This is a genomic window from Streptomyces sp. NBC_01750, from assembly GCF_035918095.1.
Lineage (GTDB): Bacteria > Actinomycetota > Actinomycetes > Streptomycetales > Streptomycetaceae > Streptomyces.
The window spans coordinates 2,865,411-2,888,510 of record NZ_CP109137.1 but is presented as its reverse complement, the minus strand read 5'-3'; the positions used below and the strand labels follow the sequence as shown (position 1 = coordinate 2,888,510).

Annotated in this window: 20 protein-coding genes and 1 pseudogene; 10 read left to right on the top strand and 11 right to left on the bottom strand. The window is 70.7% G+C overall.

Features of this window, described 5'->3' with window-relative positions; all coding sequences use genetic code 11:
• Positions 1 to 168: 168 nt before the first annotated feature.
• Positions 169 to 1,614: a glyceraldehyde-3-phosphate dehydrogenase gene (locus tag OG966_RS13045; RefSeq protein WP_326649752.1), complete on the bottom strand. Its 1,446-nt coding sequence runs from the start codon at positions 1,612 to 1,614 to the stop codon at positions 169 to 171.
• A 249-nt stretch (positions 1,615 to 1,863) separates the two neighbouring features.
• On the opposite strand from OG966_RS13045, the pseudogene OG966_RS13040 reads away from it, so the two are divergent.
• Positions 1,864 to 1,950 (top strand): annotated as a pseudogene (locus OG966_RS13040) (MerR family transcriptional regulator); the annotation flags it as partial.
• A 48-nt stretch (positions 1,951 to 1,998) separates the two neighbouring features.
• On the opposite strand, the gene OG966_RS13035 reads toward OG966_RS13040, so the two are convergent.
• Positions 1,999 to 2,418, bottom strand: a complete 420-nt coding sequence (locus OG966_RS13035; protein WP_326649750.1) for a TOBE domain-containing protein — start codon at positions 2,416 to 2,418, stop codon at positions 1,999 to 2,001.
• A 135-nt stretch (positions 2,419 to 2,553) separates the two neighbouring features.
• Here OG966_RS13035 and OG966_RS13030 point away from each other — a divergent pair, with 135 nt between their 5' ends.
• The 4 genes from OG966_RS13030 (at position 2,554) to OG966_RS13015 (ending at position 8,424) form a co-directional block, all read left to right on the top strand.
• Positions 2,554 to 2,949 (top strand): TOBE domain-containing protein, encoded by a 396-nt coding sequence (locus OG966_RS13030; protein ID WP_326655177.1) that lies wholly within the window; start codon positions 2,554 to 2,556, stop codon positions 2,947 to 2,949.
• Positions 2,950 to 3,033: 84 nt separating this feature from the next.
• Complete coding sequence (gene modA / locus OG966_RS13025; protein WP_326649749.1) at positions 3,034 to 3,843, top strand: molybdate ABC transporter substrate-binding protein; 810 nt, start codon at positions 3,034 to 3,036, stop codon at positions 3,841 to 3,843.
• 108 nt (positions 3,844 to 3,951) lie between these two features.
• Positions 3,952 to 5,880, top strand: a complete 1,929-nt coding sequence (locus OG966_RS13020; protein ID WP_326649748.1) for an ABC transporter permease — start codon at positions 3,952 to 3,954, stop codon at positions 5,878 to 5,880.
• A gap of 546 nt (positions 5,881 to 6,426) precedes the next feature.
• Positions 6,427 to 8,424 (top strand): RICIN domain-containing protein, encoded by a 1,998-nt coding sequence (locus OG966_RS13015; RefSeq protein WP_326649747.1) that lies wholly within the window; start codon positions 6,427 to 6,429, stop codon positions 8,422 to 8,424.
• 35 nt (positions 8,425 to 8,459) lie between these two features.
• Here the strand turns inward: OG966_RS13015 and OG966_RS13010 are convergent, their stop codons facing one another.
• Together OG966_RS13010 and OG966_RS13005 are read right to left on the bottom strand one after the other, a co-directional pair.
• On the bottom strand, positions 8,460 to 9,248 hold the full coding sequence (locus OG966_RS13010) for a VOC family protein (protein ID WP_326649746.1): 789 nt from the start codon (positions 9,246 to 9,248) through the stop codon (positions 8,460 to 8,462).
• 123 nt (positions 9,249 to 9,371) lie between these two features.
• Positions 9,372 to 9,581, bottom strand: coding sequence for a hypothetical protein (locus OG966_RS13005; protein ID WP_326649745.1), 210 nt, complete (start codon positions 9,579 to 9,581; stop codon positions 9,372 to 9,374).
• A 361-nt stretch (positions 9,582 to 9,942) separates the two neighbouring features.
• Here OG966_RS13005 and OG966_RS13000 point away from each other — a divergent pair, with 361 nt between their 5' ends.
• Positions 9,943 to 11,196: an MFS transporter gene (locus tag OG966_RS13000; RefSeq protein WP_326649744.1), complete on the top strand. Its 1,254-nt coding sequence runs from the start codon at positions 9,943 to 9,945 to the stop codon at positions 11,194 to 11,196.
• Between the two features lie 83 nt (positions 11,197 to 11,279).
• Here OG966_RS13000 and OG966_RS12995 read toward each other — a convergent pair whose 3' ends face one another.
• The 3 genes from OG966_RS12995 to OG966_RS12985 form a co-directional block, all read right to left on the bottom strand.
• On the bottom strand, positions 11,280 to 12,758 hold the full coding sequence (locus tag OG966_RS12995) for a carboxyl transferase domain-containing protein (RefSeq protein ID WP_326649743.1): 1,479 nt from the start codon (positions 12,756 to 12,758) through the stop codon (positions 11,280 to 11,282).
• A complete protein-coding gene (locus OG966_RS12990; RefSeq protein ID WP_326649742.1) occupies positions 12,751 to 14,160 on the bottom strand; it encodes an acyl-CoA synthetase in 1,410 nt (469 codons plus the stop codon). Before OG966_RS12990 ends, OG966_RS12995 begins: the two co-directional genes overlap by 8 nt.
• 248 nt (positions 14,161 to 14,408) lie before the next feature.
• Positions 14,409 to 15,032: a LysE family transporter gene (locus OG966_RS12985; RefSeq protein WP_326649741.1), complete on the bottom strand. Its 624-nt coding sequence runs from the start codon at positions 15,030 to 15,032 to the stop codon at positions 14,409 to 14,411.
• 70 nt (positions 15,033 to 15,102) lie between these two features.
• Here OG966_RS12985 and OG966_RS12980 point away from each other — a divergent pair, with 70 nt between their 5' ends.
• Positions 15,103 to 15,528 carry an Lrp/AsnC family transcriptional regulator gene (locus OG966_RS12980; RefSeq protein ID WP_326649740.1) on the top strand — a complete coding sequence of 142 codons (426 nt, stop codon included), beginning with the start codon at positions 15,103 to 15,105 and terminating at the stop codon, positions 15,526 to 15,528.
• Between the two features lie 168 nt (positions 15,529 to 15,696).
• Here the strand turns inward: OG966_RS12980 and OG966_RS12975 are convergent, their stop codons facing one another.
• Positions 15,697 to 16,740 (bottom strand): rod shape-determining protein, encoded by a 1,044-nt coding sequence (locus tag OG966_RS12975; protein WP_326649739.1) that lies wholly within the window; start codon positions 16,738 to 16,740, stop codon positions 15,697 to 15,699.
• A 124-nt stretch (positions 16,741 to 16,864) separates the two neighbouring features.
• A complete protein-coding gene (locus OG966_RS12970) occupies positions 16,865 to 17,437 on the bottom strand; it encodes a hypothetical protein (protein ID WP_442806693.1) in 573 nt (190 codons plus the stop codon).
• Between the two features lie 133 nt (positions 17,438 to 17,570).
• On the opposite strand from OG966_RS12970, the gene OG966_RS12965 reads away from it, so the two are divergent.
• Positions 17,571 to 18,287 (top strand): SCO2400 family protein, encoded by a 717-nt coding sequence (locus tag OG966_RS12965; protein ID WP_326649737.1) that lies wholly within the window; start codon positions 17,571 to 17,573, stop codon positions 18,285 to 18,287.
• Between the two features lie 8 nt (positions 18,288 to 18,295).
• Here OG966_RS12965 and OG966_RS12960 read toward each other — a convergent pair whose 3' ends face one another.
• Positions 18,296 to 18,736 (bottom strand): MarR family winged helix-turn-helix transcriptional regulator, encoded by a 441-nt coding sequence (locus OG966_RS12960; RefSeq protein ID WP_326649736.1) that lies wholly within the window; start codon positions 18,734 to 18,736, stop codon positions 18,296 to 18,298.
• A gap of 91 nt (positions 18,737 to 18,827) precedes the next feature.
• Here OG966_RS12960 and OG966_RS12955 point away from each other — a divergent pair, with 91 nt between their 5' ends.
• Together OG966_RS12955 and OG966_RS12950 are read left to right on the top strand one after the other, a co-directional pair.
• Entirely contained in the window at positions 18,828 to 19,847 is a 1,020-nt protein-coding gene (locus OG966_RS12955; RefSeq protein ID WP_326649735.1) for an NADP-dependent oxidoreductase, read from the top strand.
• A 67-nt stretch (positions 19,848 to 19,914) separates the two neighbouring features.
• Entirely contained in the window at positions 19,915 to 20,343 is a 429-nt protein-coding gene (locus tag OG966_RS12950) for an organic hydroperoxide resistance protein (RefSeq protein ID WP_326649734.1), read from the top strand.
• A gap of 82 nt (positions 20,344 to 20,425) precedes the next feature.
• On the opposite strand, the gene OG966_RS12945 is transcribed toward OG966_RS12950, so the two are convergent.
• Positions 20,426 to 22,966 carry a M14 family zinc carboxypeptidase gene (locus tag OG966_RS12945; RefSeq protein WP_326649733.1) on the bottom strand — a complete coding sequence of 847 codons (2,541 nt, stop codon included), beginning with the start codon at positions 22,964 to 22,966 and terminating at the stop codon, positions 20,426 to 20,428.
• Positions 22,967 to 23,100 lie beyond the last annotated feature (134 nt).

The window sequence follows — 23,100 nt, the reverse complement described above, 5'->3', positions numbered from 1 at the left end:
GGCGAGGCCGACGACCCACTTGCGGGGCCCACCGGAAGGCAAGGCGTACGGACCATGCCGCTGCCGGTGGCGGCCGACGGCGGGAGGGCGACCGGATGCCGATCGGGATCCGGTCGCCCTCCCACCGCCGCCCCTTCCGCCGGGACGCCGGATCGGACAGTACGCCGATCAGACCGCCGGGGCCGGGTAGGTCGGGTACTCCACCCCGGAGACGTGCTGGACGATGCGGATGACCTGGCAGGAGTAGCCGAACTCGTTGTCGTACCACAGGTAGAGGATCGCGTTGTCGCCCTCGACCTTGGTGGCGCCGGCATCGACGATCGAGGCGTGGCGCGAGCCGATGAAGTCGCTCGAGACCGCGTCGGGAGCGGTGATGAAGTCGATCTGGCGCTTGAGCGGCGAGGTCAGCGACACGTTGCGGAGGTAGTCGAGGACCTCCTCGCGGGTGGTCTCGCGCGCGAGCTGCAGGTTGAGGATCGCGATCGAGACATCCGGCACGGGGACGCGGATCGAGCTGCCGGTGATCTTCGCCTCGAGGTCGGGCAGCGCCTTGGCGACGGCGGAGGCGGCGCCCGTCTCGGTGATGACCATGTTGAGTGCGGCCGAGCGGCCGCGGCGGTCGGAGCCGTGGTAGTTGTCCAGCAGGTTCTGGTCGTTGGTGAACGAGTGGACGGTCTCCACGTGGCCGCGCAGGACGCCGTACTCGTCCGCCATCGCCTTCAGCGGCGGGACGATCGCGTTGGTGGTGCAGGAGGCACAGGACAGGATCTGCTCGTCCGGCTTGATCGTGTCGTGGTTGACGCCGTGCACGAGGTTGGGGACGTCGCCCTTGCCCGGCGCGGTCAGGACGACTTTGTCGATGCCGGGGCGCAGGTGCTTCGACAGGCCCTCGCGGTCGCGCCACTTGCCGGTGTTGTCGATGAGGATGGCGTCCTTGATGCCGTACGCCGTGTAGTCGACCTCCGACGGGTCGTTGGCGTAGATCACCTTGATCTCATTGCCGTTGGCGATGATCGTGCTGTTCGCCTCGTCGACCGTGATCGTGCCCTGGAACTGGCCGTGGATGGAGTCGCGGCGCAGCAGCGAGGCACGCTTGACGATGTCCTGGTCGCCGCCCTGGCGGACGACGATGGCGCGCAGCCGCAGGCCGTTTCCGGAGCCCGCCTTCTCGATGAGCAGGCGGGCGACGAGGCGGCCGATGCGGCCGAACCCGTAGAGGACGACGTCGCGCGGCTCACGGCGCTCGATCTTGTTGTCGCCGGTGGCGCCGGCGACGGCCCCGGCGGTGAACTCCTCCACCGAGAGACCGCGGTCGTCGGTCTTGTACGTCGCGGCGAGCATGCCGATGTCGATCTGGGAAGGGCCGAGATCGAGCGTGGTGAGAGCCTGCAGGAACGGCAGGGTCTCGGTGACGGTGAGCTCCTCACCGGCTATCTGCCGGGCGAATCGGTGCGTCTTGAGGATGCTGACCACCGACTTGTTCACCAAGGAGCGGCTGTGAAGCAGGACCGTGACGTCCTGCTCCCGGTGTAGCTTCCCGATTACCGGGATCATCGACTCCGCGATTTCCTCGCGGTTCTTCCAATTGGTGAACGAGTCCACGGTGGTAGTCACAGGTTCATCTTTCGAGCTAGGCGGTGCTCATATGCTAACGTCCCGCCATTTTGATCATTCAAGCCGTGCCACTTGAGCGGGATGCGGTGATCGGGCCCCGTGGACGAACCGGGACACAGCACCCACTCCTCCTCGCCCCGAAGCGGGTACCCGACGTATCTGCCGGGCGGTGCGAAGGGGACGGCTGAGGTGACGCTGGGCGAGATCTGACGTGCGGGCGGGCTGCGGCTCCTGGCCTAGAGTGCGGGCGTGCCGTCGTACAGCATTGGCCGGGCAGCGAGTCTGCTGGGCGTGAGTTCGGAGACCGTCCGCCGCTGGGCCGACGGCGGGCGTCTGGGTGGGAGCCTGCGCCGTCCCGGCGGAGCCGGTGCGGCAGGGTTGACCTCAGACGCTCGCGAGGGCGACTTCGGTCGACTTGATCAGCGCGACGACGGGGGACCCGGCGGCGAGACCCAGGTCGGTGACCGCGTCCATGGTGATCGCGGAGGTCAGCTCGCCGCCGGCGACGGTCACCTTGACGCCTGCCATGGCGCCCCCGGTGGTGACCTCGGTGACAGTGCCGGGGATCCGGTTGCGGATGCTCAGCCCCTGGACCGCACCTGTGGCGAGAGCGACCTCGGTGGACTTGATCAGGGTGCGTACGGAGGAGCCCGGGGCGAGGCCCAGCTCCTTGACGGCCTCCAGTGTGATCGCGGCCGTGATCTCCTGGCCGCCGTCGAGCCGGACCTTGACGGTCGCCATCACCTCGCCGGGCGTGACGGAGACGACCGTGCCGGGGATCTGATTGCGGATGCTCAGGCTCATGAATCCACCGTAGCCACGGGACCCGGCAGCGGTCGGGTGCCGCGCTTGGGGCTTCCTCCAGACGCTCCGGCATTTGCTACAGATGTGAGCTCGAAGGCTTGTAAATGCTGGCTGATACTGCCTACGGTGCCGCATATGCAGTCCTACACAATCGGCCAGGCGGCGCGTCTGCTGGGCGTCAGCCCGGACACCGCGCGCCGCTGGGCGGATGCCGGCCGGGTCGCGACCCACCGTGACGAAAGCGGCCGCAGGCTCATCGACGGCCGCGATCTGGCCGCGTTCTCCATCGAGGTCGCCCAGAGCGGCACCGGCGAGGAGGACGCCTCGTACACCTCGGCCCGTAACGCGTTCCCCGGCATCGTCACCGCGGTCAAGCTCGGCGATGTCGCCGCACAGGTCGAGATCCAGGCCGGCCCGCACCGGCTGGTCTCGCTGCTGACCCGGGAGGCCGTCGAGGAGCTGGGACTGGAAGTCGGCATGCAGGCCACCGCCCGCGTGAAGTCGACCAGCGTGCACATCGACCGCGCCTGAACCACCCTTCGCATCCATCCCTTGCAGCGGCGTCGCCCGTCCTCGACGCGGCCTGTTCCCACCGCTTCACCAAGGAGACCCGCCATGCCGTACGCCTTCAACGGGCGCCGTACCGCCGCCGCCATACTGACCGCGGCCCTGCTTGTGCCGCTCGCCGCCTGCGGCAGCGGCGACGACAGCAAGAAGGAGAGCGGAGCGAACGCCGGCCAGTCCGCGACCGGCGCGTCCAAGGCCAACCTGACCGTGCTGGCCGCCTCTTCGCTGACCAACGTCTTCAAGACGGCCGGCGCCGGGTACGAGAAGTCGCACCCGGGCACCAAGGTGAAGTTCTCCTTCGCCGGGTCTCAGGAGCTGGCCGCACAGGTCAAGCAGGGCGCCCCCGCCGACGCGCTGGTCACCGCGGACACCAAGACCATGGACGGTCTGAAGTCCGACACCAACGCCGCGACGGTCATCGCCAGGAACCGTCTGGTCATCGCCACCGTCGAGGGCAACCCGAAGAAGGTCGACGACCTCAAGGACCTCGCCGACACCAAGCTGAAGGTCGTACTCGCCGCGCCCGAGGTCCCGGTCGGCCGCTACAGCAAGAAGATCCTGGACGCGCAGAAGATCGTCGTGAAGCCGGTCTCCCAGGAGCCCAACGTCCGCGCCGTGCTCAGCAAGGTCGAGCTCGGTGAGGTCGATGCCGGTCTCGTCTACAAGACGGACGCCGCCACGGCGACCGGCAAGGTCGACGCCGTCGAGATTCCCGACGCGCAGAACGCCATCGCCGAGTACCCGGCCGCGACCCTGAAGGTGTCCAAGAACAGTGAGGCCGCCGCCGCGTTCGTGGCCTGGCTGTCCACGCCCGAGGCGCAGAAGATCCTCCAGGACGCGGGCTTCCAGCAGCCGTAACCGTCGTGCGTGGGCTGCCCGGTGCGGGGGCCGGGCAGCCCACGACCGTCAATCGACCCTCCGGAACACCCGGTGTCCCCGGGGACACCGATACCCCAGGAACACCTGATGAGACGCCTTCGCACCCGCGGCAACCGCACCCCTGTCGCGCTCGCCGTGCCCGCGCTTGCCGCGATCGCGTTTCTGCTGATGCCGCTGATCGGCATCCTCGCCCGTACCAGGTGGGGCGATCTCGGCAGCCATCTCACCAGTCCAGGTGTCACCGAGGCCCTGCGGCTTTCGATGCTCGTCTCCTTCTGGGCGCTGGGCCTCTCGTTGCTGCTCGGGGTGCCGCTGGCCTGGCTGCTGGCCCGCGTCGAATTCCCCGGCAAGGCGCTCGTACGCTCCCTCGTGCTTCTCCCGATGGTGCTGCCGCCCACCGTCGGAGGTGTCGCGCTCCTCCTCGGGTTCGGCCGCCGCGGACTGCTCGGCCCGTGGCTGGAAGACACCTTCGGCATCACCCTGCCCTTCCACACCTCGGGCGCCGTCGTCGCCGCGACGTTCGTGGCGATGCCCTTCCTCGTCATCAGCCTCGAAGGCGCGCTGGGCGGGCTGAGGCCGCGCTACGAGGAGACCGCGGCCTCCCTCGGAGCCTCACCGGTACGGGTGTTCTTCACCGTCACGCTGCCCATGGTGGCCCCCGGGCTCATCGCCGGAGCCGCCCTCACCTGGGCGCGGGCGCTCGGTGAGTTCGGCGCGACCATCACCTTCGCCGGCAATCTGCCCGGTACGACGCAGACTCTGCCGCTTCAGGTGTACCTGCTCCTCCAGGACGAGCCGGAAGCGGCGACCTCCGTCTCCCTGCTGCTGCTCGCCATCGCCATGCTGGTGCTCATCGCCCTGCGCGGACGCTGGACCGGAACGCCGAGCGACCGTTCACGCAAGCCCGCGCCTTCGGTGAACGACGCGGAACCGCCGCCGCCCGCGCCCCCCGAAGACCTCGAGTCCGCCGCGCCGCAAGACCGCTGGTCGCTGCACGCCCATGTCACGGGCTTCAACCGGCTGACCCTGGACGCCGAACCGGGCACCACCATCGCCGTCGTCGGCCCCAACGGCGCGGGCAAGACCACTCTGCTGCGCGCCCTCCTCGGCCTCACGCCCCGCGCGCACGCGGCCCTGCGCCTCGGCGAGACCGACGTCACCGAGCTGCCCCCGCACCGCCGCGGGGTCGCCTGGGTCCCGCAGGACGGTGCGCTCTTTCCCCACCTCACAGCCCTCGCCAACACGGCGTACGGGCTGCGCGCCCACGGCGTCCCGCGCGCCGAGGCCCGCCGCGCCGCCCAGCAGTGGCTCGACCGGCTCGGCGTCGGGCACCTCGCACACCGCAAACCGGCCCAGGTCTCCGGCGGCCAGGCCCAACGCGTCGCCCTGGCACGGGCGTTGGCCGCCCGGCCGCGCCTGCTGCTCCTGGACGAACCCCTCGCCGCACTCGACCAGACCACCCGCGCCCAGGTGCGCCACACCCTGCGCACTCACCTCGACGGCTTCGGCGGTGTCTGCCTGATGGTCACCCACGACCCCGTCGAAGCCGTGTCGCTGGCCGACCGGGTTCTCGTACTCGACGAGGGCCGCGCCCTGCAGGACGCCCCACCCGCCGAGGTCACCCGGCATCCCCGCTCCCCGTGGGTCGCCAGGATGCTCGGCCGGAATGCCTGGCCAGGTATCGCGACGGCGGACGGTCTCGCGCTCTCCGGCGGCGGCCTGCTCGTCGTCGCGGATCCGCTGCCCGCGGGCACCGAGGCTCTCGCGATCATCGCTCCGGAGGCGGTCTCCGTACACCGCGACAGGCCCGGCGGTAGCCCGCGCAATGTCTGGCCGGGCACCGTCCGGGAAATCACGGCCATCGGCAGCCGGCTGCGCATTCTGATCGCCTCCGGACAGGCACCGGACCTCGTCGCCGAGATCACTCCGCAGGCCGCCGCCGAACTGGGCCTTGCCGACGGGACTTCCGTATGGACCAGCGTGAAGGCGACAGAGGCCGTCATCGTGACGCTGTGAGAGCCGGAGCCGGAGCCGGAGCCGGAGCCGGAGCCGGAGCCGGAGCCCCAGCCGCAGCCCCAGCCGCAGCCCCCAGCCGCAGCCCCAGCCGTGGCTGTTGCCGCCGAGCTGGAACCGGCCGTGTTGCCGCGGCGGTGGAGTACCTCGTCGCGCTCTCTACCGTCTACGTAGTACTCAGAAGCGCTCATTTATGATCAGGGGCGAGCGCGAAGCCGGGTGCACTCGAACACTCCGACCCCGCGCTGTGCGCCGCTGTGAAGTGCGGTCCTTTCCTGTTCTGGTGCACCGTGAATGGTCGCCGTCCGGAACTCTTGTTCCACACAGGTGGGTTGTGTCAGGGTGAGCTTCCTCACGTCCGAACATGACGTTTCTGTTCAACCGTTCGAATTACCCGCGGTAAGTCACTGCGAAAACATCGGCGCGACTCCTCCGCAAGGTATGTACCAATCAGCCATGCCCTTTCAACTGCCCCGAAAACGATGGCGGTTGACCGGGATTGAGAGGCCTGCAACCCCCCACTGCAATGCCCTGGATGGAAAGACTTCTATGCAGAATCCCCGTACTCCGGGTCCCGTCCCTCCCACCCGCACCGGCCTCAGCTCCGGGGACTCCGACGAAGGGCTCGCGGCCACGCTGCGGGCCGGCGGCGGGAAGGACGAGGCCCGTCCCGTAGCAGTGCTGCTGGCGAGGCACTGGCAACCGGTCGTCGACTATGCCTCGATCTGCACCCCCTCGGCGAAAGCCGCCTCGATGCTGGCCGCGGCGGCGTTCAGCAAGGTGCTGGAGAATCTCAGGAAAGCAAGGTCGACAGCGGCTCTCCGTCCCCTTCTATTGTTGACTGCTCGTCAAATCGCGAAGGGCTGGGCGAACGACCGGCATGTCGTCGCACTGCCCGAACTCCAGTATCCGGACGGCGGCCGCACTCTAAGAGTCGACATGTTTACTCTGCCGGAGAATCGGGAGCTGGTCTCCCGCGCTTTCCACGCAATGCCGGGACCCGTCCAATGTCTGCTCTGGCATGCCGAGGTCGAGGCGGAGGGGATATCCGTACCGGCGGGTTTGTTGGCCATTGACCCGCGCACTGCCGGGGTCCAACTCGAACAGGCGCGTGAGCTCTTCCGTGCGGGCTGTCTGCGGGCTCATGTCGAACTCGCGCCGGACAAGGACTGCCGCCACTACAGCCGCCTCCTCGATGTGTCACTGCGCCGCGGCGGCACCCTGATACCGGACATCCAGAAGCATCTGGCGGAGTGTCAGTACTGCCGCTACGCCGCCGAACAGCTCAACCATCTGGACGGCCGGCTCGCCGTGCTGCTGGCCGAAGCCGTGCTCGGCCAGGCCGCCCGCGGCTACCTGGAATCACGACCGGCCCGCAACGGTGCCCGGGCGCAGGCGAAGGCGCAGGGCGGAGAAGGCCCGGTCCGCAGTACGGGCCGGCACTCGAAGGCCGGACGCCCGCGCGCACTGCCCCGTATGACCTTCCCCGGCAGGCACTTGATGCTGGCCCGGCCGAAGGTTGTCCTCACCGGTCTCGGGCTGCTGGTGACCGGCGCGCTCGTCGTGACCGCCGTCTCGGCGCTCTGGTCGAACGACAGCGACTACGCGGGACCGTCGGTCCCGAGCGGCTCGGTCACCGACACCTCGCCTCCCGCATCCGGATCCCAGGTGCCGTCCGGCCGTTCACCGCAGCCGTCGACCACGTCCGCCGCCCTCCCGGCGGGCCCGCTGAACACCAGGCTGCGCAATGCCGACGCCGGTCTCTGCCTCGACATCCGTGACCGCAGGGCGGTGCCGGGTGCCGAGGCGGTGATGGCGGTGTGCTCGAGCACCGTGACGCAGACGTGGGTGTACGAGGACGACGGGCTGCTGCGCAGCTCCGCCGCCCCGGATCTGTGCCTGAATTCCCATGAGCTCGACGGTGTGGCCGTTCTGGACGTCTGCGCCGCGGCGTCGGCCGCGAACGCCGCGGACGTACGCTACGACCTGACCATCCAGGGCAATGTGATCCCCCGGTGGAACGACGGACTGGCACTCGTCCCGATCTCGCCGGATCCGGCAACGACCGTGGTGGTCAAGGTCCGTGACGGATCCGCGGCGCAGCGATGGGTGACTGACAACGTTGCCGCCGACACCCGCAGGATCCGGCCGAGCGCCGATGTGGGCTCACCGTCCACCAAAGAGGTCAACGCCTCGCCGCAGACCGGCGAGTACTGCGCCTCCCCGAGCTGCCAGGGACCCCCGCCGCCCGCGGGCGGGACAGAGCCGCCGGTTCGGGTGCCGTCGGATCCGGACGCCGAGCAGCCGCGGTCCGGCGTCCGGCGGGTCAGTAACGGTTCGTCCGACGAGAAGCGGGTCGACCGGCCTGCACGAAAGGCTCTCGGGCTGCACCCCGCCATTGGGCGGTGGCCGGCTGCCCCGGTCGGCCTCCGCCTCCCGGACGGGGCCGACTCGGCGCGGTCCGACCTCGATGGGCCGGGCCACGGCCGGACCGAGGCCGACCGGACCGAGGCCGGTCGGGAGGAGACCGGTCACGCCGCCGGATGACGACTGGTCGTCCGCGGTTCCGTGCGTGTCCGGGGTCAAGACACCTCGGGCATCTCGCCCTTGGTGGTCTGCAGGTCGATCACGGAGAAGACGGCTCCCTGCTGGTCCGCGACCGTCGCCATGCGGCCGAAGGGGCTGTCCGTCGGGCCGAAGTGCACTCGCCCGCCGAGCTTGTCGACCGTGGCGATCGCCGCGTCGCAGTCCGCCACGGCGAAGTACACATTGACGTACGGCGGGAAGTCGGGCAGGAAGTCGTCGGTCATCCTCATCCGGCCCGCCACCGGTCGGCCGTCGATGTTCCAGACGTGGAAGTCGACGGTCTCGTGCTTCATCTTCTGTACCTCGAAGGGGAACACGGTGGTGAAGAAAGCGTCCGCCTTGGCGGCGTCCCGCGTGGTGACCTCGGCCCACGCGAACGAGCCCGGTTCGCCGGTCTTCTCGAAGCCCTTGTGGCTGAGCGGCTGCCAGACGCTGAAGACCACACCGCTGGGGTCCTGGGCCGTCACCATCGTGCCGAAGTCGCCGACCTGCGTGGGCTCCATCATCAGCGTTCCGTCGTTCTCACGGATCTTCGCGGCCGTCGCGGCGGCGTCCGTGGTGGCGAAGTAGAGGTTCCACGCCGCCGGGCTGTCCATGCCGGGCATCTGCGGTACGACGGCGGCCACCCGCTTGCCGTCCGAGCGCGCCTGCGTGTAGTTGACGAACTCTTCCGAGCCCTCGTCGTAGGTCCAGCCCATCAGCTCGCCGTAGAAACCCTTCGCGGCTTCCACGTCGGGGAACATCGCGTCGGCCCAACAGGGCGTGCCTTCCGGTAGCGCGGCCATGGTTCCCAGCCTCCAGGTCGAGGAAACTTCCCGTTCTTTTCACGCTATTCGCCGATGAGTGTCGGCGCGCGTCGACCCGGCTCCCCGGCCAGTGGCGCACTGGCGTGGCGCGGGCCGCGGCCGTCACTTCCCGGCGTGACGGTGGAGCCGGAGCCACTCGCGTGCGGTGTGCCGGCGCTCCTGGCGTGCGTGGTGCCGGACGGTCGTCCTGGTGCGGCCGCCGAGGGGGAATGCCGCGACGCGTTCGTCCCGGTAGCCGTTGAGCAGACGGATCGCGAGCGCGGCCGCGATGATCATCGCGAGGATCGCCAGCACGGTGACGAGGTTGTCCATGACCTCACTTCCCACCCTGCCCCGGGCCGGCCGAACCGGCCGGGCGTTGTTGAAGCGCCGATGTGGTGAAGCGCCGAAAACCACACCGGCACGACGGCCGGTGTGTGAAATGTCCTCGGTATCACCAGCGTACGCCCGACCCTGCGCATCTCGCGGGTGCGGCGGCGGCCGACGCTGTACCCGCATCACTGCGGGCGCGCGGGCGGCGGAGGCCTGGCCACCAGTCCCACCTGCCCCGGTCCCCGGACAGACGGCCGGAAATGTAAGGGGTCCACTCCCGGCGCGTCCATATACTGCCCGTCATGCCGACGACCAGCCTCGCCAGCCGCACCGCCCTCCACGCGCACCGCAGCCACTCCATATGACCGACACCGCCCGGCCTCCGCGCCGACGCATACTCGCCGACCTCACTCCCCTCCGCAGCTCCGCCGACTACCGGCGGCTCTGGTTCGGCAGCACGATCTCCTGGGTCGGCCAGGGGATGACCACTCTCGCGATCTCACTCCAGGTCTACGACATCACCCGCTCCACCTTCGCCGTCGGCCTCGTCGGGCTCTGCTCCCTCGTACCGCTCGTGGCGTTCGGGCTCTACGGCGGTGCGATCGCCGACACCGTGGACCGGCGCAAGCTCGGGCTCTTCTCCGCGAGCGGGTCCGCCGTGCTGTCGGCCGGACTCGCCACCGCCGCCCTCGCCGGGTTCCACCACGTCTGGTTCCTCTACGCAGTCGTCGCGCTCCAGGCCATGTGCGCGGCCGTCAACTCCCCGGCCCGCAGCGCGATGATCCCCCGGCTGCTGCCGCCCGAGCAGCTGCCCGCCGCCAACGCGCTCACCTCGATGACCATGACCTCGGGGACGCTCCTCGGGCCGATGCTCGGCGGGCTCATCGTCGGATTCGCCGGGTACCAGGCCGCGTATCTCATCGATGCCGTCGCCTTCTCCGCGTCCCTGTACGCGATGTGGCGGCTGCCCTCGATGCGCCCGGACCGCCTCGCGGGCACCAAGAGGGCGTCCGTCCTGGACGGGCTGCGTTTCCTCGCCACCCGGCCCAACCTCCGGATGACGTTCTTCTCGGACTTCTGCGCCATGATCCTGGCCCATCCGCGGGCGCTCTTCCCTGCCGTCGCCGTGGTCTGGTACGGCGGTGACGCACGCACCACCGGACTGCTGGTCGCCGCGCCCGCCCTCGGCGCGCTGCTCGGCGGGGTGTTCTCCGGGTGGCAGGGCAGGATCCGGCGGCACGGGCTGGCGATTCTGCTCGCCGTCGGCGCCTGGGGTACGGCGATCGCCGTCTTCGGGCTCACCCGCAACCTCTGGCTCGGACTGCTGTTCCTCGCCCTCGCCGGGTTCGCGGACACCGTCTCGATGGTCTTCCGCAACACGATGATGCAGTCGGCCGCCCCGGACGAGATGCGCGGCCGTCTCCAGGGCGTCTTCATCGTCGTCGTCGCGGGTGGCCCGCGGCTCGGCGACTTCCTGGCCGGCAGCGTCGCCGATCTGACCTCGCCGGCCGTGACCGTGACGGGCGGCGGTATCGTCTGTGTGCTGGCGATCTCCCTGCTCGCGCTGAGCCGTCGCGGCTTCGTCCGGTACGACGCCCGCAACCCGACGCCCTGACGGGCTCTCAGGCGGTCACGGGGTGGCCGGTGGACGAGCCGGGTGCGCGCGAGGAGCCGGCGGCGTTCCCGGAGCCGGGCATCTCAGCCTGCTGAGGATGGTGGACCGTCCGTCGGCGCCGCGTTCCGGCTGACGGGGTCCAGGGCGACGATCCCGCGCACGACGCCCAGCTCCACCAGGTCCTGTGGCCGCAGCCGCAACTGGTCCGCGGTGCGGGCCACCTGTTCGGGCCCGCGCTTGAGGATCGCGGCGGCGAGCTCCGGGGCGATGACGGAGAAGTAACTGTCCGGTGTGGCCCAGGTGTTGCCGGGAGCGGCGAGCGCGAGCGCCCCGCCCGAGCCGCCCTCGCCGATGAGAAGGCTGGTCAGCGGAGTACGGGCGGCGGCGATCGCCGAGAACAGCTCGGCGATCGCCGCGCCCGCGCCGGCCCGCTCGGCCTCGGCGTCATTGGCCGCGCCCGGGGTGTCGATGAGCGTGAGCACGGGAATCCCGACCCGGTCGGCGAGCCGCACGACACGGGCGGCGGTCCGGTAGCCGGCGGGCCTGGTCGGGGTGCCGCACTGGGCGACGTATGCGATGGCCCGCCCGTCGCGCAGCCCGACACCGCAGAGCAGCCCGGGGTCGGTGCCGCCGCAGCGGTCGCCGTGGAGGGGGCGGCGGCGCGTGAAGTACCGATCGAGATACGCCTCGGCATGGGGCCGCCCGGGCGTGCGGGCCTGCTGGACGGCGTCCCACCCGGTGTGGGGGAGGGGAGCCCCGCCGAGGGCGTACGGGGGTGGAGCGGGCTCGACGCGGGACGGGCCGGCGACCGCCGGGGTGCCCGCTGCCCGGGCGGCGCCCTCGATGTCCTGCCCGCCCGCGGAGGTGCGCTCGGCCTCCGCTCCCGCGAGCCCCGCGCCCAGCGCTCCCGCCCAGTACGCGAGCACGTCCCGCAGATCCTCGCCGCGCACGATCGCGTCGATCTGGCCCGAGGCCAGTTGGCCTTCCGCCGTGTACGCCGCCGGGTCCGCGTCGGGCGGCCGGACGCGGGAGCCGGCGAAGCCCACCTGCGCGGTCGGCAGGGCCAGGATCACGTCCGCGCCCGCGCCCAGTGTGGCCCAGCCGCCGCCCGTCGTCGGGTCGCGGAGGACGGCGATGTGCGGGATACCCGCGTCGCGCAGCAGCACCGACGCCCGGGCCACGCGCTGGAGTTGGTGGAGAGCGATCATGCCCTCCTGCATACGGCTGCCGCCCGTCGAGATCAGCGAGATCAGCGGTCGCCCCCGTTCGCGCGCCGTGTCGTACGCCGCCTCCAGGCGGTCCCCGGCGCGCTTGCTCAACGAGCCGCCCATGAAGCCGAACTCGAAGGAGACCACCACACATCGGCGGCCGCCGATCGTGGCCCCGCCGTACACGACGGACTCCTTCGAGCCCGTACGCTGGGCGGCTCTCGCGCGCGCCGCGTCGTAGCCCTCCCAGGCGATCGGGCCGTCCGGAACGCACGGCCGGCCGACGGGCTCGGCCTCCGTGAAGTCGTCGCAGACCAGCGCGATCGCCTCGCGGGCGGTCGCCCGCTCACCCATGGAGCGCCCGCTTCATGATCTTGCCCATGTCGTTGCGGGGCAGCGCATCGAGGAAGCGGACCTGGCGCGGGCGCTTGTGCGGCGCGAGCTGCGCGGCCACATGTGCGGACAGCTCCTCCGGCGCGGGCGGCGCCAAGGGGTCCGCCGGCACGACCCAGGCGATGATCCGCTCACCGAGGTCCGGGTCCGGCTCACCGGTCACCGCAGCCTCGCGCACCCCAGGATGCTCAAGCAGCGCGTTCTCGATCTCGCCCGCGCCGATCTTGTATCCGCCGCTCTTGATCAGGTCGGTGGCCTTGCGGCCGACGATCCGTACATAGCCGTCCGGGTCGCGGCCGGCCATGTCGCCGGTACGGAACCAGTCGCCGTCGAAGGCCGCCTCGGTCGCGTCGGGCCGGTTCAGATACTCCGTGAAGAGGTTCGGTCCGCGCACCTGGATCTCGCCGATGCCGTCGCTTTCGTCGACCAGCCGCAGCTCGACGCCGCGCAGCGGGACGCCGACCGTACCCGGACGTGCCTCGCCGTCTGCGCGTACCGAGGTGTTCATCAGCGTCTCGGTCATTCCGTAACGCTCGATCACCCGCCGTCCCGTCGCCGCCGCGATCCGCTCATGGTCGTGCAAAGGCAGCGCGGCCGACCCCGACACCAGCAACCGCGCACCCGCCAGCGCCTTCACCAACTCGGGCTCCGTGCCGAGCACTTCGGCCAGTCGGTGATACATCGTCGGTACGCCGAAGAGCATGGTGCCGCCGTCCGCGAGCTCGCGCGCCACGCCTTCTGCCGTGAACTTCCCCAGGTGGCGCACCTCCCCGCCGCGCCGCAACGGGCCGAGGATGCCCAGGATCAGACCGTGGACATGAAAGAGCGGGAGGCCGTGCACGAGGACGTCGTCGGCGGTCCACTGCCAGGCGTCCTCCAGCGCATCGAGAGTCGCGGAGATCGCGCGGCGCGGCAGCACGGCGCCCTTGGGCGGGCCCGTCGTCCCAGAGGTGTAGACGATCAGAGCGGCCGCCTGGGGGTCCGGCTCCGCGGGCAGCGGACCGGCAGTACCCGCGACCGCGATGTCGATGCGTTCCAACCCGCCCAGCGCCGAAGGCAGTTCGTCGTCCGGCCCGGCCAGCACCAGCGACGGCACGCTGTCCGCGACGATATGTGCCAGCTCGCGCTCACCCGTCTTCGGGTTCAGCGGCACGACAGGTACGGCGGCCAGCAGCGCGGCCACCACACCCACGGCCGTCTCCAGCGTGGGCGTGGCCCAGACGGCGACCCGCCGGGCGGCGGAGATCCGGCCCGCCAGCGAACCCGCCGCACCGGCCAGCTCGCCGTACGTCAGCGCACGTTCGCCGAAGCGGAGGGCGCGCCGGTCCGAACCGGCCGCCAGCGCCGGGAAGAGGTCACTCACTCGTCGTCCTCCATCTGTCGCCATCTGTCGCCATCTGTCGCCATGTGGTGCCGCACGGGACTGCCCGTCCGCGCTGCCGGGCCGCTCCATTCTCCCCGCTACCCGGGCGTAACAAGGTGAGTGGGTATCGGTGTTGGCGGTGCGTACCGGGCTCGTTCCGCTCTGCGTCGATCCGCCCCTGCGAGCGGCGGACATCGCCGGGCGCGCCGGGCAGCCCCGTACGGATCAGCTGCCCGGGAAATGACCGGCTAAGGCAGTGGCAGCGCCACCTTCACCGCGTACACCGCGACGAGGCCGTATCCGATCCGGAAGGTCCATGCGCGGGCGGAGTCCGAGATCCGCGCGCCCGCGAGGCCGCTCGCCGCCACCAGCAGCTGCTGCCACACCATCGAGGCGACGAACACCCCGCACACGAAGATCAGCCCGGCCGTACCGCCGCTGAGAGCCGCGCCCTGAGCGGTGGTCAGGGCGGCGAAGTACAACGCGGTGGTGGGGTTGATCAGAGTGAGCGCGGCGAACCGTGTGAACGTCCGCACCGGGCCGGCTCCGCCTGTGCTTCCGCCCTGCGCGGCGGGCCCGGCGGTGCGGGAGGCGAGCAGCCCCCGCACCGCGATCACCGCCAGCACCGCGGCCGACACCAGCCTGACCCAGGCCTCCACGCCGGAGAGCGCGGAGGCGACCAGTGGACCGAGCGCGGTCGCCACGGCTGCGTACGCGAGGTCGACGACCGCCACAGCGGCAGCCGCGGCCACGGCGCCCCGGCGGTCGCGCATGCCCTCCTGGACGAGCAGCACGCCCATCGCCCCCACGGGCATCGCCACACCCAGGCCGGCTGCCGCGCCCGCCACAGCCGTCGTCCACATCTCGCTCATGCCGCACACCTTCAGGCCCCGCCTGAGGTCCGCGCGGCCGAATTCCGGCCCGAACTGCGACAATCGCGGTATGGACCGACTGGACAGCGAAATCCTCGGCATCCTGCAGGAGGATGCGCGGATCTCCTACCGCGATCTGGGGGTACGGGTCGGGCTGAGCGCCAACGCCGCCGCCGACCGGGTCCGTCGTATGCGCCGTGAGGGTGTGATCCGGGGCTTCACGACGCTGGTCGACCCGGCGGCCGACACCCGCGCGGGCCTGATCGTCTTCATCGATGTCACGCTCCGCCTCGACACCACCAACGAGGACTTCGAGAAGGCCGTGCTCAAGTTCCCGGGCATCACCGAAGTCGTCCATGTGACGGGCGAACACGACTATCTCCTGCGAGCCCGCGCCGCCGATCCGCCCGCTCTGGACGGCCTGCTGCGCCGCCTCAAGCGCGAGGCCGGCGTGGCCCAGTCCAGCACCCGGATCGCGCTGAGGTCCGCCCGCTAGCGCGGGGCCTGCCGGCTGATCCCGGCGGTGGACAGCCCGGTGATCCGGCCGCGCCCGGGGGCGATGACCCCGGGCGCGGCGTATCGCGCACCGGTCGGGCCGGCGGCGGAAGCCGACGATCTGCGGTCGCGCGCAGTTCGAGGCGGTGCCGACGCTCCATGCGCGCCCTCAGCCGGCTTCGCCCAGTGGATCGAGGACCCTCGGCTGGATCTTGCCCTCCATCATCGCGCCGAGGCCGAGCACGGCGCAGATGTCGGGCCGTTCGGCGATGCCCACCGGCATCCCGGTCGCATCGCGCAGCATCTGGTCCAGGCCCGGCAGCAGCGCGCTGCCGCCGACCATCATGATTCCGCGGTCGGCGAGATCGGCGACCAGGTCCGGCGGGCAGTCGCGCAGCACCTTGCCGATGCCGTCCAGCACGGAGGTGAGCGGAGTGTGGATGGCGTTCCGTACGGCGGCGGTGTCGACCTTCACCGAGCGGGCGAGGCCGGTGGCCACGTCCCGGCCGTGGATCTCTGTCGACGAGGGCCCGTGAGTGTTCAGCCCGTTGCCGTGCAGGGCCAGCTGGAGGGGCCGGACCGACTGGCTGGGCAGCATCAGTTCGTGCTGGTGGCGCAGGTGCTGGATCACCGCGTGGTCGATGGCATTACCGCCGACCGGGATTCGCTCGGCGGTCACGATCGCGCCGAGCGAGAGCACGGCGACCTGCGTGGTGGCTGCCCCGCACACCATGATCATGGTCGCGGTGGGCTCCTCCACGGGCAGCCCGCAGCCGACGGCCGCGGCGATCAGGGTGTCGACCAGCTCGACCCGGCGGGCACCGAGGCCGACCAGGGTCTCGACTGCGGCGCGTTGCGCCAGCGGGTCGCTGTCGTGCGGGGTGCAGGCGGCGGCGCGCAGTCGCGGCTTGCGGCGCAGCTGGCGGCTGAGCTTCTCGCCGAGGAGATGACGGAGCATCCGCTGGGCCATGTCGATGTCGACGACGGTGCCGCCGGAGACAGGGCGGGTGACGCGGATGTAGTCGGGCGTACGGCCCGTCATCTTTTCGGCGAGTGCGCCTACGGCGATAAGCGCCCCCGTGCGCGTGTTCACGGCGGCCACGCTCGGCTCGTCGACGACGAGCCCGGCCCCCTTCACGAACACCCGAGTCCTCGCGGCCCCCAGGTCGACGGCGACATGGCAACGGCGCAACTGCTCAAGGCTGACGGTCACAGCGGATCCTCCCGAGTGCGGTACTTGATCGCATCGTGCGATCGCCTCGAGCGGTGCGCGCGCTGGGTGAGCCGGTCGGGGGTACGGAGCTGACGACCCGCCAGATTCGTTCGGCCGATCGGCCTCAGGCCACCGTCAGCCGCTGCAACAGACCCCAGGTGAACTCCGCGACGCACGACTCGCCGCCGGGCAGGGTGAACCCCAGCCTCCATCTGGTCGGTGCCGACCCCTCCATCGGCCTCGCCGGGGGGAAGGCTCCGGCCACCTCGTCCACCGTGCACGACCAGGGCTTCAGATCCTCCACCGTGCGCAGCTCGGGTCCCGGCGCCCCCGGGGCGCGTACCAGCCACTCGTTCCACACCGCTCCACTGTCCGTGGCCAGCACCTCGAAGCGCAGATCGGGCCAGAGCGGTACGGGCCACAGCAGTGCGTCGCACTCCAGGTCGCCGATCCTTCGCCGTGCGGACTGTTCCGGCGCACCGAGCACCGAGCGGTAGCGGGCGAGCGCACCGCGGGTTCTCGGGGCGCGGAGCATCGCCTGCCAGCGGCGGTTGGACTCACGCATCTCGGCGAGCGAGGCGCCCAGTTCGAGGCGGGCGTCCTCGACGAGCCCCGGTTGGTGGTCGGCCATCCGGCGGAGCAGTACCAGCTGGAAGTCGCGCGGCCCGAAAGGTGCGGCAGTGGTCATGCCAGACATCCTGCCCCGTCGGGCACCGCGAGCCACGAGCGGTCCCAGCGAGCTGACGCGCCGCGGAAGTGAAGATTCCACACAAGATCCTCACAGGGCGCTCCACCTCTGGTACCCCCGCGCCGCATAGCCTGCGGGCGCCATGGATTACTGCAACCAGTGTCGTAGGCACCTCAACGGGGCCCTGGCCTGCGCCGGATGCGGTACGCCCGTTGAGGAGCTCAGGCGTCACCACCCCAGCGCACCCGCGGCGGAACACGTCTATGAACTGGACGAGGTCTCCGAGCCGGTGGGCCATCGGCGTGCGCGCCGACAGCCTCCGCCGCGCCGCAGATCCGCAGGTACCCGCCGGGCGCGCAAGCGGCGGGGCCGCAAGGTGCTGCTCGGCACGGTCGGCCTGGTGCTGGCGGCAGGCGCGCTGAGTCTGGCGGAGCTGGCCACCGAGAACAAGGGCGACGACGGTGCCGCCACCGCCGTGAAGGAAGACCCGAGCGTCGAGACGGAGCCCGCACCCGAGCCCACGGACGTCGATGTGACCCCCGAGGGTCCGGATCCGGTGACGGAGCCGCCCGTCTCCGCGTCCGCTGCGGTACGTCCGACGGGAACAGGGCCCGGCACGGGTGCCGGCAGCGGCAGTGGCTCCGGCAGTGGCTCCGGCAGTGGCGGTGACGGAAAGCAGGCCACGAGCGGCCCGGCGTCGCCCTCGTCCTCCGCCGCCCAGCCCTCCGGCAGTGCGCAGCCCTCGTCCTCCGGGCAGCCGAGCCCCTCGGCCCCGGGCGGCGGAACGCCGCCTTCCGACGAGCCGACGCCGACGCCGAGCCCCACGCAGTGCAACCGCTTCCTCTGGTGGTGTCTGTAGGGCCTCGCCTAGGGCGCGGAAGTCTCCTCGCCCAGCATTCGCTTGAGCAGGTCCCGCAGCACCGTCCGCTCCTCGTCGGAGAGCCCCGCCAGCGGCTCGCGCGCGAAGTTCAGCGATTCTCGCAGTCGGCGGGCGGTGACCCTGCCTTCCTCGGTCGGGGCGGCGACCTTGACCCTGCGGTCGTTCGGATCGGGGCGGCGCTCCACCAGTCCCCTGGCCTCGAGCCGGTCGATGATCCCGGTGACGTTCGACGGCTCGCACTTCAGCTTCTGCGCGATACGGCGCATCGGCGTCGGCTCCACGGTCAGCAGCCCCAGCACCCGCGCCTGGGCCCCGGTGAGTGAGTGCTCGGCCGCGGCCTGCTCGTACTCCGTGTAGTAGCGGGCCACGACGGTGCCGATGAGCTCGACGACTTCGACGGTCAGGGGATCAGTTCGTGGAGTGGCCATGAGCGCAAGGATACCCAGTTACTTGACAACATGAAATATCCAGGAGCATTGTTCTTTCAGAAGGTGAAGCTTTTTCTAGGAGGAACGCAGCATGTCCGCACTTCCCGCATCCGGCCGTGAATGGCACCTCGTCGCCCGCCCGCACGGCTGGCCCAAGGCGGAGGACTTCGCTCTGCGTGAGACCCCGGTGACCGCGCCGGGCGAGGGGCAGATCCTCGTACGCAACCTGCACTTCTCGGTCGACCCGTACATGCGCGGCCGGATGAACGACGTCAAGTCCTACGTCCCGCCGTTCAAGCTCGACCACCCGATGGACGGCGGCGCGGTCGGCGAGGTCATTGCCTCGAACGCCGAGGGCTTGGCAGTCGGTGACCACGTCCTGCACGGCCTCGGCTGGCGCGAGTACGCCACGGTGAACGCCAAGCACGCCACCAAGGTCGACGCCTCGCTCGCCCCGCTCTCCGCCTACCTCGGCGTGCTCGGCATGACGGGCCTCACCGCCTACGCCGGACTCTTCGAGGTCGCCTCCTTCAAGGAGGGCGACGTGGTCTTCGTCTCCGGCGCGGCCGGCGCCGTCGGCAGCCAGGTCGGCCAGATGGCCAAGCTCAAGGGCGCTTCCCGCGTCATCGGCTCGGCGGGCTCGGACGAGAAGGTCAAGCTCCTCGTCGAGGAGTACGGCTTCGACGCCGCCTTCAACTACAAGAACGGCCCCGTCGGCGAGCAGCTGAAGGAAGCCGCCCCCGACGGTATCGACGTCTACTTCGACAACGTCGGCGGCGACCACCTCGAGGCTGCGATCTCCTCGCTCAACGTGCACGGCCGGGCGACCATCTGCGGCATGATCGCGCAGTACAACAACACCGAGGCGACCCCCGGCCCGCGCAATATGGCGATGATCATCGGCAAGCGCCTGCGCCTCCAGGGCGTCCTCGTGGGCGACCACGCCGCGCTCCAGCCGCAGTTCGTCCAGGAGGTCGCCGGCTGGATCGCCTCCGGCGAGCTCAAGTACAACGAGACGGCTGTCCAGGGCATCGAGAACGGCTTCGACGCCTTCCTCGGCCTCCTCCGTGGTGAGAACACCGGCAAGATGATCGTTTCGCTCACCCGTTAGGCTCACCGCCAGACCGCCGCGATCCGTGGGCGCGAGTCGCGGCGACACCTCAGGAGGAACCTTCCGCATGTCCATCCAGAACATAGACGTCCTCTACACCGCCGTTGCCACCGCGGAGAACGGCCGTGACGGCCGTGTCGCCTCCCACGACGGCAACCTCGACGTGGTCGTCAACCCGCCCAAGGAGATGGGCGGCAGCGGCGCCGGCACCAACCCGGAGCAGCTGTTCGCGGCCGGCTACAGCGCCTGCTTCCAGGGCGCGCTCGGTGTCGTCGCCCGCCTGGAGAAGGCCGATATCTCGGGCTCCACCGTGACCGCCTCGGTCGGCATCGGCAAGAACGAGGCCGGCGGCTTCGGCCTGGAGGTCGCGATCACCGCCTCCATCCCGAACGTCGACGAGGCCACCGCCCGGGCGCTGGTGGAGAAGGCGCACCAGGTGTGCCCGTACTCCAACGCCACCCGCGGCAACATCAAGGTCGAGCTCGCCGTCGCCTGACAACGGCACAGCTGAAGACCGAGGGCCTCACTCCCGCAGGGAGTGGGGCCCTCGGCCGTATCACCGGGTCGCTTCGCCGCCGCTACAGCAGCAGTGCCCGGCCGATCTGCGCGAAGACACCCTTGGGGTGGTCGCGGAACAACGGCTCGGTGCCGAACAGCACAACCGGTGCGCCCGTCTTCGCTGTGCCGCTGACGATCGACGCCTTGCCGGCCGCGTCCTTCGGTCCGCCCGTACCCTCTTCCACCGGCCGCCAGTGGCCCGCGACGAGAGGGTTCCCGGAGCCGTACGACTGATCGACGCGCACCCCGGGGCCGAGATCGGTGAACCAGAGCGGCGAGTACACGAAGCTGTGCGCGGGCGCGCCGCCGGTGACCGGGCTGCCGGCCGCGTTGACCACCCGGACCACGCCGTTCGCGTCCCCGTTGCCCGCCACCGGCTTGGCCGCGAGCAGTCCCGCCTCGGTGTTGAAGGCAGCGCCGTCCGCACCGAGAGCGACCACGGCGCCGCCGCGGGCGAGGAAGGCGTTCAGCGCGCCGCGGGCGGCCGGGTTCAGCTCCCCGTACTGCAGACCGCTGGACACATACAGGACATCCGCCTTCGACCAGTCGTAGCCCGCGTTCAGCGCGCCCGTCGAGACCGGCCGGGTCTCGAAGCCCATCTCGCGCAGCGCGAACAGCTCACCGGCGGTCACGGCCGCGGCCACCCTGGTCCGGTGCAGCCGGGCTGTGCCCTTCTCCTTCGTGGCCGAGAAGGCGACCCCGTGACGGTCGGCGAGTACGGCCGCCGCACGACGGGCCGAGCCGGGCACGATCGCCGAACCGTCCGCCGCGCGCCGCACCGTCACGCCCTGTTCGAGCAGCGAGTTGAGAGCCGTGAGCTCCTTCGGGTCGTCGAGCCGCAGCCGCAGATCCCCGAACGGGGCGACATATCCGGTCGGTGACGCGGCATGGACCGGACGCCCCACCACATGGAGCGCACCGGTGGCGACCTTGTCCGCACTCGCGCCCCACAACAGCCCGAGGCTCCAGCCCGAGATGTCGTACATCGTGGAGACGTCCGCGCTGATGTCCCGGCCCTCGGCCAGGATCACATTGGCGATGCCGCGCTTGGGCTGGCGCATGTCGACGACGTACGAACCCGCCGGATAGCCGCGGCCCGCCAGCCGGAACGGCAGGACCGCCCGCTCCACCCGTACGTCATTGGCGACCAGATGGTCCACCAGCCGGGCCGCCGCGGTCGCCGACCTCTGCTTGCGTCCCGCCGGAATCACATACGCCCGCGGGAAGGCCGTGGTGTACACGTCCTCGGGACCGATGCCCGGCACCCCCGGCACGGTCTCCTCCGACACCGGCCGCTGCGCTTCGCCCGCCGCGCCCCGCCGGAACGTCTCGATCTGGTCGGCGATCACCGAAGCGCGGTGCGTACGTGTGTAGTCGAGGGTCGCGCGCATCGCCGCGCCCGCGATGTCCTTGTTGATCCGGGCACGGCGGCGAAGCTCGGCGACCGGGAGGGTGTCGTACTCCTCGTTGTTGACCGCCATCGGGAACTCGATGGTGTGCGCGGCGATCGCGCCCTGGAAGGGCATGTACTGCGGGGTGAAGATCGGCGGCCAGTCGTCCCAGCCCTCCTTCTGGTCCCGGAAGGGGATGACGGCGGGCTCGACGCCGTCCTTCGCCGGGGTGTAGCCGAGCCCGTTGACGGCCTTCTCCATGCCCAGGGCATTCGCGTAGGCATTCTTCAGGAAGAGGTCGTACTCGTAGTTCTCGCCGTGCGGGGGAGTCGTCGGCTCGATCAGCGTGCCGTTGACATACCCGTGCAGATCGAGCATGACGGCCGGCTGCTTGTCGATGGCGATCTGCCGGATGGCGCGTGCCTCGGGCTGGGAGCCGGTGATGAAGTCCCGGTTGAGGTCGAAGCCGTTGGCGTTGGCGCGGGTTCCGGCGATCCGGCCGTCCGGGTTGGCTGTCACATTGAGATAGATCCGGTTCTTGGCGAGCAGCTCGGTGGTCGTGCCGTCCTTGGCCTTCGCCAGGTCCTCGATGAGCTTCAGGGCGGCGTCCGTGCCCTCCCACTCATTGCCGTGGATGTTGTTGTTGATGAAGACGGGCGTCTTGTACGAGGACTTGATCCGCTTGTCCTTGGCGGCGGCCGATGGCGAGTTCTCGATCAGCTCCCGCATCCGCTCCTGCTCGCGGGCCTGGTGGGAGCTCTCGGGCGCGGTGACGGTGACGAGATACAGCTGGTGCCCGCCGGCGGACCGCCCGGCGACCTCGACGCTGACCCGGTTGCCCAGCTTCTGCAGTGCGTTCAGCCGGGGTGCGAGCGAGTGGTACGGCGCGAGGCCCAGTTTGATCGACTTGTCCGCCGGGTTCACGGGCGGCGGATCGAGGACGGTTCTGCGGGGATATGCACTGCTTTTGGCGAGCTTGGGGGCTGCGGTCCCCAGCGCGTCGGCGGCGGCCGAGAGCGGAGCCTTCGCGACTGCGGTGTCGCGTCCGCCCCCTTCGCGTACGGGATGCGGGCCGTCGCGACCGGGTGCGGCGGTCGCCGCTCCGGGCGCGAGAAGCACCGCCCCGGCGAGGACGGCGGTGGCGATCAGGACGGGACGTGGCAGACCCATGCTTACGTGCCTCCGGAGTGTGGGAATCGATCGGCACAACGATCAGTACGCAGGGGTCTACCGGTTCAACTCCCGAACAACAAGAGGCACTTGCGTGAGACACCCGGGCCGGAGCACGGCTCAGGCCGTGGTTC